General features: G+C 61.0%; 9 protein-coding genes and 2 tRNA genes. 5 read left to right on the top strand and 6 right to left on the bottom strand.

Annotated features, from left to right (window positions below; all coding sequences use genetic code 11):
- Positions 1-321: 321 nt before the first annotated feature.
- The gene (locus tag PSH76_RS24285) at positions 322-1566 is read left to right on the top strand and encodes an EAL domain-containing protein (protein WP_305493033.1); all 1245 of its coding nucleotides are present in this window, start codon (positions 322-324) and stop codon (positions 1564-1566) included.
- On the opposite strand, the gene PSH76_RS24280 is transcribed toward PSH76_RS24285, so the two are convergent.
- Complete coding sequence (locus PSH76_RS24280) at positions 1535-2197, bottom strand: response regulator transcription factor (protein ID WP_047711699.1); 663 nt, start codon at positions 2195-2197, stop codon at positions 1535-1537. The genes PSH76_RS24285 and PSH76_RS24280 overlap by 32 nt on opposite strands.
- A gap of 207 nt (positions 2198-2404) precedes the next feature.
- Between PSH76_RS24280 and PSH76_RS24275 the strand changes: the two genes are divergently transcribed.
- The gene (locus PSH76_RS24275; protein WP_020301357.1) at positions 2405-2689 is read left to right on the top strand and encodes a DUF3509 domain-containing protein; all 285 of its coding nucleotides are present in this window, start codon (positions 2405-2407) and stop codon (positions 2687-2689) included.
- A gap of 170 nt (positions 2690-2859) precedes the next feature.
- Here PSH76_RS24275 and PSH76_RS24270 read toward each other — a convergent pair whose 3' ends face one another.
- Complete coding sequence (locus PSH76_RS24270; protein WP_305493032.1) at positions 2860-4059, bottom strand: CaiB/BaiF CoA-transferase family protein; 1200 nt, start codon at positions 4057-4059, stop codon at positions 2860-2862.
- A 137-nt stretch (positions 4060-4196) separates the two neighbouring features.
- Between PSH76_RS24270 and PSH76_RS24265 the strand changes: the two genes are divergently transcribed.
- Both PSH76_RS24265 and recJ read left to right on the top strand, forming a co-directional pair.
- Positions 4197-4739, top strand: a complete 543-nt coding sequence (locus tag PSH76_RS24265) for a YaeQ family protein (RefSeq protein ID WP_003193952.1) — start codon at positions 4197-4199, stop codon at positions 4737-4739.
- A gap of 146 nt (positions 4740-4885) precedes the next feature.
- On the top strand, positions 4886-6595 hold the full coding sequence (gene recJ / locus PSH76_RS24260) for a single-stranded-DNA-specific exonuclease RecJ (RefSeq protein WP_003193951.1): 1710 nt from the start codon (positions 4886-4888) through the stop codon (positions 6593-6595).
- A gap of 135 nt (positions 6596-6730) precedes the next feature.
- Here recJ and PSH76_RS24255 read toward each other — a convergent pair whose 3' ends face one another.
- From PSH76_RS24255 to PSH76_RS24240, 4 genes are all read right to left on the bottom strand, one after another.
- Positions 6731-8011: a virulence factor family protein gene (locus PSH76_RS24255; protein WP_032895437.1), complete on the bottom strand. Its 1281-nt coding sequence runs from the start codon at positions 8009-8011 to the stop codon at positions 6731-6733.
- The gene (mprF, locus tag PSH76_RS24250; RefSeq protein WP_003193949.1) at positions 8011-10653 is read right to left on the bottom strand and encodes a bifunctional lysylphosphatidylglycerol flippase/synthetase MprF; all 2643 of its coding nucleotides are present in this window, start codon (positions 10651-10653) and stop codon (positions 8011-8013) included. Before mprF ends, PSH76_RS24255 begins: the two co-directional genes overlap by 1 nt.
- A 280-nt stretch (positions 10654-10933) precedes the next feature.
- A tRNA-Met gene (locus PSH76_RS24245) sits at positions 10934-11010 on the bottom strand.
- Between the two features lie 166 nt (positions 11011-11176).
- Positions 11177-11253, bottom strand: a tRNA-Met gene (locus tag PSH76_RS24240).
- Positions 11254-11531: 278 nt separating this feature from the next.
- Between PSH76_RS24240 and dinB the strand changes: the two genes are divergently transcribed.
- Positions 11532-12590: a DNA polymerase IV gene (dinB, locus tag PSH76_RS24235; protein WP_305493031.1), complete on the top strand. Its 1059-nt coding sequence runs from the start codon at positions 11532-11534 to the stop codon at positions 12588-12590.
- Positions 12591-12937 lie beyond the last annotated feature (347 nt).

Raw genomic sequence — 12937 nt, 5'->3', positions numbered from 1 at the left:
GTCGAATTCCGGCCAGCGTGGTTTCACGGGGCGCTTAAGATCAAGATCAAAAGCAGATCAAGAGCAGATCAAGAGCGGCTCGCTTCGCATCGTGGTTACCGTCTGCTGCTACAGCCCACAAAGTTGTGTAGATACCTATGCTGCGATAGCGGTAGTGCAGTAACAGATGTAGCGACTCACACACCGCCTTCGCAGGCAAGCCAGCTCCCACAGGGGATCTGCCCCTCCCACATTTAAGGACGCTTTTAGGACACGTCCTATGTGGCACACCGCAGCATATGACTACTGTGCAGGACTTTCCCTGTATCGACACCCTTAGCCATGCGATCCCTGAACGTCCTGATCCTCGAAGACAACCCGTTTCAACTGATGGCCCTGCACCAGATGCTCAATGCCAACGGCGTGTTCAATGTACGCGCCGCGGAAACGGTCGAAACCGCACGTCAGTCCCTGGACAGCAAAGGCCCGGTGGACATCGCCATCTGCGATCTGTACCTGGAGCAGGGCGATGGCCTGGCGTTGATCCGTGAGTTGGCCGAGCGCCGTCTGGCCCAGGTGTTGATCCTGCTCAGCAACGCCGAGCCCGACGTGCTGGAAGGCGTGGCGAACATGGCTCGGCAATTGGGGCTCAAGGTCTTGGCGTGCTTGCCCAAGCCGGCCTCGGCCAAGCTGATCGGGCAGGTGCTGAGCGACTGTCAGGAGCACTTGCGCCCGGGGCCACCGGTGCTGTCCTGGGAGCGCGTGCGCCAACTGTTGGGCTTGAGCGAGCAGGAACAACTGCCGCCCTCGGCGGATGTCAGCCAGGCCACTATCGCGGCGTGTGGCAGGGTCTGGTACCAGCCCATCGTCAGTCAGGCCGGGGTGTTGCAAGGGGTGGAGGCGCTGGCGCGTTGGCAGTTGCAGGACGGTGAGCTGTTGCTGCCTGACGAGTTCCTGCCGGTGCTGGAGTTTGCCGGCATGGAAGAGGCGTTTACCTGGCATGTGCTGGAGCAGGCGCTTGGCCTGGCGAACCAGGTGATGGGCGAAAGCGGCCAGGTGCTGCCGGTAGCGGTGAACATCCCCGGGCGCATGCTGGAGCGCGAGCACTTCCCCCAAGTACTGCAAGGTTTGCTGCAACTGCACGGCGTGCCCGCCCATAGCCTGACCCTGGAGCTGGTGGAAACCTCGACGCTGAAAACCGACAGCGCCCATGTCACCGGGTTGCTGCGCTTGCGCATGTTGGGTTGCCAGTTATCCATCGGCGACTTCGGCATGGGCGGCACCAGCCTGCAGCATTTGCTGGAGCTACCTTTTACCGAACTGAAAATCCCCCCGGCGTTTGCCTGTGGGATGGCCAATGATGATCGCAAGGCCGCGGTGGTGGCGGGTGCCATGAGCATGGCGGCGCATCTGGACGTCGCCGTGGTGGTCACCGGTGTGGAAACCGCCGCCGACTATCACGCCGTGGGCGAACTGGGCGCGGCGTGGCTGCAAGGCTGCTTTATCGCCCGGCCGATGGAGGCCGAGGCGCTCAAGCAATGGATCGCGTTCCAGGCTAGGCCAGCCCGTGTTCCTGCACGTAAATAAACAGGGCGGCATCGTTGACCAGCCCGAGCTTGCGCATGGCGCTGACTTTTTGCGCGCTGACGGTCTGCTTGCTACGGTGCAGGTGCGCGGCGATCTCGCCCACCGTCATGCCACTGGCCAACAGGCGAATCACCTCCAGCTCCCGGGGTGACAGGTGTTCCTGGGAATGCAGGCGATCAGCGCCGACTTCCCCGGCCAGGCTCAGCGCCTGGCGGATGGTCTGGGCCACGTAGGTGCGTTGCTGGCGCACCTGGCGGATCGCCTGGGGCAGCTCATCGGCGAGGCTGGCCTTGCTCAGCAAACCCATCACACCCAATGCCAGGATGGAATGAAACAAGCCGGCATTGTTGAGCATGGTCACCACCACAATGGGCAGGTGCGGATAGTGCCGGCGCAGTTGCTCGATCAAGCGCAGCCCGTCGGCCTGGGGCTCGACGGGCATCATGAAGTCGGTCACCACCACATCGCAGGCACAGTGTTGCAACACTGCACTGAGGGCCTGAGGGGAATTGGCCTCACCGACGATGCTGATCTGCGGGTCCCGTTCGAGCACGGCGCGCAGGCCGATCAGGAAAATCGGGTGATCGTCGGCAATCACGATACGCAAAGGCGGTTCAGACGCAGCTCTCAAGTCAGGCTCCCAGGATAATCCAGGGATTCTAGCCTGTGCGCCGTTGTTTTTTCTCTGTCATCTTTTCCGTGCATGCTCGTTTTCCTCAAGCAGTGGATTACACAAAAGGTAGAACTTTCTGCTTTGAGCACGGGTCACTTGAATGTCAGCCTCTTCGTGACATTTTTGTTTTTCGAACCTTTTTCGAATGATTGAGTGGTGATCGAGATGGAAAGTATCAACCTATTGCTCAGCCAAGCACTGAGCCCTTATCAGGTTACGCTGACCTCTGCCGGTATGCGCGACGACTGCCTGGTAACCGTGAAGAACCCCGGTGGCGCCATCGTGGTTGAACGTGAAGTCGATCGTGCGCAATTGAGCGACAAGCGCGCGCTGGTGGATGTGGTGGATTGCCTGCTTCGCGACCTGAAAATCGCCGAAGGGCGCCTGGAACCTTCAGTCATCGCTGCCTTGCGCAACGCCTCCCAGACCCGTGGCGGCGCACTGGCATGAAACATTATTTTTCTTCGGAACCTTCCTACAAGGTGTTCAGTCAGAGTTTGTAACAGCAAGAGCAGGCATTGTGCTCCGGTGTCTGTAGCTTGCTGTACTGGTCTTTGTAGGCCACGTTTAACCCCGAGTTGTCTCCCCACTGCTCGGGGTTTCTTTTTGCCTGCAATTTGTCAGATCGCGCCATCCTCGCGCAGGCGAGTGATAGCCGCCGCGTCGTAGCCCAGGGCATTGAGCACCACGCGGTTGTGTTCACCCAATTGCGGCCCAACCCATTCGCAACTGCCCGGTGTGTCCGACAGCTTGGGCACGATGCCGGGCATCTTGAAGTCTTTGCCGCCTGGCAACTGCGCCTTGAGGAACATTTCCCGGGCCAGGAATTGCGGGTCGCCCAGCATGTCTTCGGCGCTGTAGATACGGCTGGCGGGCACCTCGGCTTTATTCAGTTGCTCAATCACCTGGTCGAGCGACAGCGAATTGACCCAGCGATCAATCACGCCGTAGAGCTCGTCGCGGCGAGTGTCACGCCCGTCATTGCTGGCCAGTGCCGGGTCGTTCGCCAAGTCGTCACGGCCGATCACCTGCATGAAGCGTTTGAAGATCGCATCGCCATTGGCGCCGATCTGCACATGCTTGCCGTCTGCGGTGGTGTGGATCGAGGAGGGGGTGATGCCGGGCATGATGTTGCCGGTGCGCTCACGGATAAACCCGAACACATCGAACTCGGGAATCATGCTTTCCATCATGGCGAAGATGGCTTCATACAGCGCCACATCCACCACTTGGCCGAGGCCGCCGTTGACCTCGCGATGGCGCAGCGCCATCAGCGCGCCGATCACCGCCCACAACGCGGCGATCGAGTCGCCGATGGAAATACCGGTGCGCACCGGCGGGCGGTCCTCGAAGCCGGTGATATAGCGCAAGCCGCCCATGGACTCGCCCACCGCGCCAAACCCCGGCTGGTCCTTCATCGGCCCGGTCTGGCCGAAGCCCGAGAGGCGCACCATCACCAGCTTGGGGTTGAGGGCGTGCAGGGTTTCCCAGCTCAGGCCGAGTTTCTCCAGCACGCCTGGGCGGAAGTTTTCGATGAGGATGTCGGCGTCGGCCAACAGTTGCTTGAGAATCGCCAGCCCCTCAGGGTGCTTGAGGTTGAGTGTCAGCGACTGCTTGTTGCGGGCCTGTACGAACCACCACAGCGAAGTGCCTTCATACAGCTTGCGCCATTTGCGCAGTGGGTCGCCGCCGTCCGGGGATTCGACCTTGATCACCTCGGCGCCGAATTCGGCGCAGATGCGTGAGGCAAACGGGCCGGCGATCAGAGTGCCCAGTTCGATGACTTTCAGGCCGGCAAGTGGTTTGGCAGTGAGCGACATGGGGATCCTTACAAGCGCGGGACGATGATGTACTGCTTTTTAACATAGGCGAGCCGCGCGGATGCAGCGCAGTATTCGTTCAATGCCCTCGCCATCGGTTAGACTGGCCGCCTTTCCTTGTCTTTAGAAGCCCGTTCATGGCCCAGCCGTCCACGACCTACAAATTCGAACTCAACCTCACCGACCTCGACCGCTCGGTGTACGAGAGCGTCAAACAGACCATCGCCCGCCACCCTTCGGAAACCGAGGAGCGCATGACCGTGCGCCTGCTGGCCTACGCCCTCTGGTACAACGAGCAATTGGCGTTCGGGCGTGGCCTGTCGGATGTGGACGAACCGGCCCTGTGGGAAAAAAGCCTGGATGATCGGGTTTTGCACTGGATCGAAGTCGGCCAGCCGGATGCCGACCGCCTGACATGGTGCTCGCGCCGCACCGAACGCACTAGCCTGCTGGCCTATGGCAGCCTGCGCGTGTGGGAAGGCAAGGTAGTGCCGGTGGCCAACAACCTGAAAAACGTACATATCGCTGCCGTGCCCCAGGAAGTCTTGGAGACACTGGCCAAGGACATGCCGCGGGTGATCAAGTGGGACGTGATGATCAGCGAAGGCACGATCTTTGTAACCGACGACCGTGGCCAGCATGAAGTGCAACTGCAATGGCTGGTCGGCGAACGCGGTTGAACCTTGGCTGAGCCCGGCTCCCTGTAGGAGCGAGCTTGCTCGCGAAAAACTCCAGGGCACCGCGATCACCCAGGCACATGTGTCATCGTTAACCATTTTCGCGAGCAAGCTCGCTCCTACAATTAAAGAGAAGTTATCACCACCGTATGCGTATCGATCCCCGCCCTTTGCCCGCCGTCCTGCCTTTTCTCGGTGAACTGCCGCCGTTGTTGACCCGCCTTTACGCCGCACGCGGGGTGCAATCGGAAGCCGAGCTGGACAAGAGCCTGGCGCGGTTGATTCCCTATCAGCAGCTCAAGGGCATCGACGCGGCGGTGGACTTGCTGGTGACGGCCCTGGAGCAGCGCCAGCGCATCCTGATCGTGGGTGACTTTGACGCAGATGGCGCCACGGCGAGCACCGTGGGCACCCTGGGCCTGCGTTTGCTCGGCGCGGCCCATGTCGACTACCTGGTGCCCAACCGCTTCGAATACGGCTATGGCCTGACCCCGGAAATCGTTGCGGTGGCCCTGCAGCGCGAGCCGCAGTTGCTGATCACCGTGGACAACGGCATCTCCAGTGTCGAAGGCGTGGCGGCGGCGAAGGCGGCGGGGTTGCAGGTGCTGGTCACCGACCACCACTTGCCCGGCGATGAACTGCCGGCCGCCGACGCCATCGTCAATCCGAACCAGCCGGGCTGCGGGTTCCCCAGCAAGGCCCTGGCTGGCGTTGGCGTGATCTTCTACGTGTTGATGGCCCTGCGTGCGCGGTTGCGCAGCCTGGGTTGGTACGACAACAAGCCCCAGCCGAATATCGGTGAACTGCTCGACCTCGTGGCCCTGGGCAGCGTCGCTGACGTGGTGCCGCTGGACGCCAACAACCGCATCCTCGTGCACCAGGGCCTGGAGCGTATTCGGGCCGGCCGGGCGCGGCCGGGGATCAAGGCGATTCTGGAAGTGGCCAAGCGTGATCATGCGCGTATCACCTCCACCGACCTGGGTTTTATCCTCGGCCCGCGCCTGAATGCCGCCGGACGCCTGGATGACATGAGCCTGGGCATCGAATGCCTGCTCACCACCGACTTCGCCGCCGCACGGGAAATGGCCGCGCAACTGGACGGCATGAACCAGGACCGTAAATCCATCGAACAAGGCATGCAGCGCGAGGCCCTGGCCCAGCTCAAGGACTTGCCGGTGGAGTCGATGCCGTACGGCTTATGCCTGTTCGACCCGGAGTGGCACCAAGGGGTGATCGGTATCCTGGCGTCGCGTATGAAGGAACGGTACTTTCGCCCGACCATCGCCTTCGCCGATGCCGGCGATGGCCTGCTCAAGGGCTCTGGACGCTCGGTGCAGGGCTTTCATATCCGCGATGCGCTGGCGGTCGTCGCCAGCCAGCACCCCAACCTGATCACCAAATACGGCGGCCACGCCATGGCGGCGGGGCTGACCTTGCCTGAAGCCAACTTCCCGTTGTTCGCCGAGGCCTTTGATGCCGAAGTGCGTCGGCAACTGCGCGAAGAAGACCTCACCGGTCGCCTGCTTTCAGACGGTACCCTGGCGGTGGAAGAGTTCCACCTGGAACTGGCCCGCGCCCTGCGCCATGCCGGCCCGTGGGGGCAGCATTTTCCCGAGCCGTTGTTTCACGGGGTATTTCAGTTGGTGGAGCAGCGGGTGGTGGGCGAGCGGCATTTGAAAGTGGTGCTCAAGAGCGAATGCGGGTCGGTGAAGCTCGATGGCATTGCCTTTGGCGTGGACCGCGAAGTATGGCCAAACCCGACCGTGCGGTGGGTGGAATTGGCCTACAAGCTGGATGTGAATGAGTTTCGTGGCAATGAGACGGTGCAGTTGATGATTGCGCACATCGAACCGCGTTAGTTTTCACCAATACTACAGATCAATGTGGGAGCGGGCTTGCCCGCGATGGCGGAGTGTCAGTCAACGCTACTGTGACTGAGCCAGCGCTATCGCGGGCAAGCCCGCTCCCACATTGGGTCTTCGGTTAAGCCTGAGTTACTCGGCTTTGGCCTGATGCTTGACGATAATCTCCACCAAACGCTTGGCCAGCGCCGGGTAGTTCTCATCGAAGTGATGCCCGCCCGGCAGCTTCATGGCTTCGCCCACGGCGGTCTTGTCGGTGCAGCCGCTCTCGTCGACTTCTTCGGCACCGTAGATGCACACGACTTTCTCAGGCGGCAGCTTGGCCATTTCCGGGCCGGTGGCGGCTTCTTTGCCGGCGTTGCCCAGCCAGCCTTCCACTTCGATTTCAAAGCTGCCGGTGCGGGCGAAGGCCAGCAGGATGATCGCGTCTACCCGTTGCTGTTCGTTCTCTGGCATACGGTTGTAGATCGCCGGCAATACGTCGGCGCCGAACGAGTAACCGGTCAGCACGAAGCGCTTGGTGCCCCACTTTTGCCGGTAGTGTTGCATCAGCTCGGTGAGGTCCTTGGCGCTTTGCTCCGGCGTTTTGTGCTGCCAGTAGTAGCGCAGGGTGTCGATGCCCACCACCGGGTAGCCGATCTTCGCCATCTCGCCCGCCACGTCGCGGTCCAGGTCGCGCCAGCCGCCGTCACCGGAGAGGAACAGGGTCACGGTGTCCTTGGCTTGGCCGGCGGGTACTTCCACCACCGGAATCGCCAGGCCGCCGTTGTCCGAACCGACCAGTTGCTTACGCAGTTCGTTGTTCAGCACCTGTGGGTAATGAATGTCGTAGTCGCTGATGCTGGTGGTGGCGCGCGGTGTGTCGCGTACGAAACTGGCGCTTTCATCGTCGGGGTTATCGTTCCACGCCACCAGCCAACTGCCATGGGCGGCGGTTTTCGGCAGCGGGTCGTTGCAGCCTTCCTGTTTCAGGGCAAAGCCCACAGAGATGGCGTTGGCCTTGTCGTCGTTCTGGGTGGCCAGCCAGCGCCAGGCGAGTGCGGCGCCAGGGCCGATGCCGCTGACCAGGGTCGCCGGGCCTTTGAGCTGGGCCAGGGCGCCTTGCAGGGCTTTTTCCTGCAATGCGCAGTCATCTTTGGGCAGCACCACCTGAACCAGTTGCGCAGCACCGCCCTGGCTCAGGGCCATCAGTTGGCTGTCGGTCAAGGTTTCGTCGGCCATCACCGCCACGGCCACGCGGGCTTTTGCGTTGCTGGCCGGGGTTACGCGGGTCATTACCGAACCGTCGGCCTGGGGCAAATGCTCCAGGGTCGGCTGCGGGGCAGGGCGGTTCCAGTACCAGAAGCCACCCGCCGCGATCAGCGCAAGCAGCACCACTAAAGCCAATACATACCGCCAGGAGCGTCGAATCATCAGCGTTTCACCAATCCAGTCAAGCCGCCCGCGATCAGGGCGGCGGTATCGGCCAATGCCACCAGCGGATCCAGTCCTGCGGGCACGGCCATGTAACGGGGTTCCCAGTCGGGCTGGAACTTGTCTTTGAAGCGGCGCAAACCTTGGAAGTTATACAGTTGCTCGCCACGGCGGAACACCATCGAGCCCAGGCGCTGGGTCAGCGGTGCGCCACGGCGCGGTTGCAAGCCCGACAACGGCACCATGCCGAGGCTGAAGCGCGCGTAGTCGTGGCTCTTATAATGTTGAATCAGGCCCACCATCATAAATTCCATGGTCAATTTGGGCGCGTCCGGGTGGGCACGCATCAGGTCGAGGCTGGCCAGGTCATGGTTGTAGGTTTCGAGCAAATTGGCGAAGGCCACCGGGCGCCCTTCGAAGCGAATGATCGCGATACGAAAGTGCTTGAGGTAGTCATCGCTGAAACGGCCCAGGGAGAAGCCCTTTTCCCGCACATTCTTACCTGTAAGCCAGGCATCGGAGATGACTTTTAATTCATCCATCGGCGCCTTGCCTGGTTCGCAGATCTCCAGGGACAGGCCGTCCCGGGTGCCACGGTTCCAGGTGTAGCGCAAATCCTTCATTTCTTTGCCCTTGGCTTCCAGGTCAAAGCGTTTCAGGTCGACGCGGGCTTCTTCACCCAGCTTGATCGCGGTGAGGCCGATATCCATGTAATACGGCAGGTTCTCGGCGCGTACCTGGTAGAACACCGGGCGGGCGTGGTGGATGTCGCACAGGTCGCGGAACTGCCAGATCATCTCGGCGCGCGGTTGGGTTGGGCCGATGGGGTCATACAGCGCCACCAGGCTGCGCCCGCGACGGGCATACATCAGGAAAGCTTCATCGTTAGGGTGAAACAGCAGCGCCTTGTCGCCAGTGAGCGCCAGGCCGCCGTCGGGTTGGGACGAGGCCATCAGGATCTTGCTGGCGCGCTCCAGTTCTTCCGGGGTCGGCAGGTGGATGACCGGGCGTGCCGTGCGCAGCAGCCAGGTCAGCGACACGATCACCAGCAACACGGCGGCGCCGAGCAGCGAACGCAAGCCACGCGGGGCGTTGGCATCGAGGGTGAACTGCCACCAGAGTTGATGGCTGTAGGGCACGTCCTGGTAGGCAAACAGCAGCAGCCAGATCGAGGCACCGAGCACACACACACTGGCCACCAGGTACAGCGGCGAAAACGGCAACTCGGTCAGGCGACTGGCGCGGTAGAACGAGCGGCGGAAGATCGCCAGCAGCACTGCGGTCATGGTCATCAGGCTGGCTTCTTCCCAGTCGAAACCTTTAAGCAGCGAGAGCAGGGCGCCGACCAGCAGCAGCACCATGGTCAGCATCCAGGCCGCCGACAACCGCCGACGCAGGCCCTGAGCGAGCAACAGGCACAACACGCCGATCAGGCTTGCACCGAAGTGCGACGCGTCAATCAGACGATGGGGGATCAGGAAGCCGATGTTTTCCAGGCGTGAGTCGATCTCTGGCGTGGCGCCGGAAAACAGCAGGACCACGCCGGACAAAAAAACCAGGACGGCCAATACTGGCGCTGCCAGCCCTGATGCCACCCGCAGGCTTTGCTGGGTCTGGAACAGGCGCTGGGCCTCGTTGACCAGCAGGAATACACAGGCGATCAACAGTGGCAGCACCACGTAGATCATGCGGTACAGCAACAAGGCAGCAGCCAGGGGCGCGGCACCGAGTTTGTCGGCAAAGGCCGCCAGCAGGATCGCTTCGAATACACCCACACCGCCCGGCACATGGCTGAGCACGCCAGCGGCCAGCGCCAGCAGGTACACCAACAGGAACGGGCCGAAGGGCGGCGCTTCCGGCAACAGCAGATACAGCACGGTAGCGGCTGCGGCGACGTCCAGTGCGGTGATGATCAGTTGCAGGAACGTCAGGCGTCGGCCTGGCAGGCGCAGGGTACGGCGCCCGGCCTTGACCAGCAGGTTGTCGGGGTAGGGCTGCTCCGGCAGGCGGCGGCGATAGATGCCGATGCACAGCAGCACCGACAACAGCAGCACGGCGCCGGCAATGCCACCGAGCAGGCTTTGCGATAAATGCAGGTAAGTGGAAGCGGCCGGCAAGTTGCTCAACGTGGCCAGCGCGGCCAGCGGCGGCAGGGCACAGCCCAGGGCCAGGCTGGCGAATACGGTCATGTGCGCCACTTCCGAGGCGCCGATGCCATGGCGTGCATATAAACGGTAGCGCACCGAACCGCCGGAGAGCATCGACAAACCAATGGCGTTGCCGATGGCAAAGGCGGTGAAGCCACCCAGGGCCAGGGTTTTGGCGGGCAATTGCACGCCGGCATACCGCGCGCCGGAGAACTCATAGCCGAGCAGGATAATGAAGCCGGCAACCGCTGCCGCAAAGGCACCCAACAGGGCGGGCTTGGGCACTTCCAGGATCGAATCGTGCAGGGCGTAGAGGTCCAGCTCCAGCAACAGGTGTCGGCAGGCGATCAGGGCGATTGCAAACAGCAGGAGCGTCACGGCCAGACCGATGGGCTGGCGATACTTGCTCAACAGGTCCAGCCACCGCAAACGGGTGGGAGTGATCGGTTGTTCTGCTGTGACGGTGTCTTGTGGTTCAGACGAGTTGGCGCGCATCAATCACCTCGTGGATTGTGCGCGACAGGATGGAGGTATCCAGCCAAGTTACCAATCCCTATGGACAAAATAATTACAAATATTAACGCGGATCACCGGGCGCGGCGACTGCGGCCATTGGTCGTAGAGGGGTAGCGCTTGAGCATTGAGCCTAGCGTTCAATGAGATGGACTCTGCAAACCGTCTACGGTTTCATGAAAGATGCCATGCCATTGTTTCAGAAGAACTTTTTCGGCAGATACAAAAAAGGCCACTCTTTCGAGTAGCCTTTTTTGATGTTTGGTTGCGGGAGCCGGATTTGAACCGACGACCTTCGGGTTATGAGCCCGACGAGCTACCAGACTGCTCCATCCCGCGTCTGTGGGCGGCATTCTACAGCCCAACGGCAGGGTGTCAACCGTTAATGAGCCAATCGCTGAAATAAGCGCTAATTATTCTGAAATCAAGGTGTTGGGCGCTTTGTGCAAGGGAAAACAAGCGCGCACAAAAAAGGCCACTCTTTCGAGTAGCCTTTTTTGATGTTTGGTTGCGGGAGCCGGATTTGAACCGACGACCTTCGGGTTATGAGCCCGACGAGCTACCAGACTGCTCCATCCCGCGTCTGTGTGTCGGCATTCTACAGAGGAGCGCGAGTGTGTCAACCCGTAAACTGAAGAAAAGCGCTTGTGCTTCAATCGGTTAGCGCTTGATGAGGAGCTTCTTGAGGGCTTGAAGCCAGGCAGGGCAAGGCTTTCAGCTCTATTGGGATGCTGGATTCGATTGAGAAAATATATTCATCTTCGAAATTTCCTACCGCTCAGGCGGAAGATTCAAACTACTGGTGCTATATACAGGGGTGAGTGCGATACTGGCCACCCGTTGGTTAACACCCCGTTTATATGACGCAGCGCAAAATCATCCACGTCGACTGTGATTGCTTCTACGCCGCCATCGAGATGCGCGACGACCCGAGCCTGGCGCAAAAGCCCTTGGCCGTCGGTGGCTCGGCAGATCGGCGCGGCGTGATCGCCACCTGCAACTACGAGGCGCGGGCGTATGGGGTGCGTTCGGCGATGTCGTCACGTCATGCCTTGAAGCTGTGCCCGGACTTGACCATCGTCAAGCCGCGCATGGATGCCTATAAAGAAGCATCAAAAGAAATCCAGCTGATTTTTCGCGACTACACCGACTTGATCGAGCCGTTGTCGCTGGATGAGGCCTACCTTGACGTATCTGACAGCCCGCATTTTGGCGGCAGCGCCACGCGTATTGCCCAGGACATTCGGCGCCGTGTTTCCAACCAGTTGCATATCACCGTGTCTGCCGGCGTGGCGCCCAACAAGTTTTTGGCCAAGATCGCCAGCGACTGGAAGAAGCCCAATGGGTTGTTTGTGATCACGCCGGATCAGGTCGAAGACTTTGTCTCGCAGCTGCGTGTCAGCAAGCTGCATGGCGTGGGCAAGGTCACCGCTGACAAGCTGGCGCGCCTGGGCATCGAAGACTGCCTGCAATTGCGTGACTGGAACAAACTGGCACTGGTGCGCGAATTCGGCAGTTTCGGCGAGCGCCTGTGGAGCCTGGCCCGTGGGATTGATGACCGCGCGGTGCAAAACGACAGTCGGCGGCAATCCATCAGTGTGGAAAATACCTTCGACGTGGACCTGCCGGACCTTTCAAGTTGCCTGGCGAAACTGCCGCAACTGATGGAAACCCTGGCCGGGCGCATGGCGCGTATCGACAGCAGCTACCGGGCGGGTAAGCCGTTCGTCAAAGTGAAGTTTCATGACTTTACCCAGACGACGCTGGAGCAGGCCGGGGCAGGGCGGGATCTGGAGAGTTATGAGCAGTTGATGACCCAGGCGTTCAATCGCGGGGGCAAGCCGGTGCGGTTGCTGGGGATAGGGGTGCGGTTGCTGGACCTGAGCGGCGGCAACGAACAGCTCGAGTTTTCCTGGTAAAAACCACGAAACAAATGTGGGAGCTGGCTTGCCTGCGATGGCGGCCTGACAGTCAACACAGTTGGACCGGGTACATATCCATTATTTAGGTAACGGCCACTTAGGGTTCCGCCCTGACGGCGGCTCACTTTTGAAAAGCGCAAAAGTAAGCAAAACGCTCTTGCCCCACCACTCGGCACCTCGCTTAGGCTCGGTGTGCCCGTAATTCGCCAGTGATTTGGGGGGCCGCCGCCACGCGCCATCCATGGCGCGGGGCGGCTAAACCGGCATCCCTGCCGGTTTACCCCCCAAATCCCTGTCGAATTCCGGCCAGCGTGGTTTAACGGGGCGCCTCAGATCAAGATCAA

This window comes from Pseudomonas sp. FP215 (genome assembly GCF_030687795.1).
Taxonomy (GTDB): Bacteria; Pseudomonadota; Gammaproteobacteria; order Pseudomonadales; family Pseudomonadaceae; genus Aquipseudomonas; species Aquipseudomonas salmasensis.
This window is presented reverse-complemented; position numbering and strand designations above follow the sequence as displayed.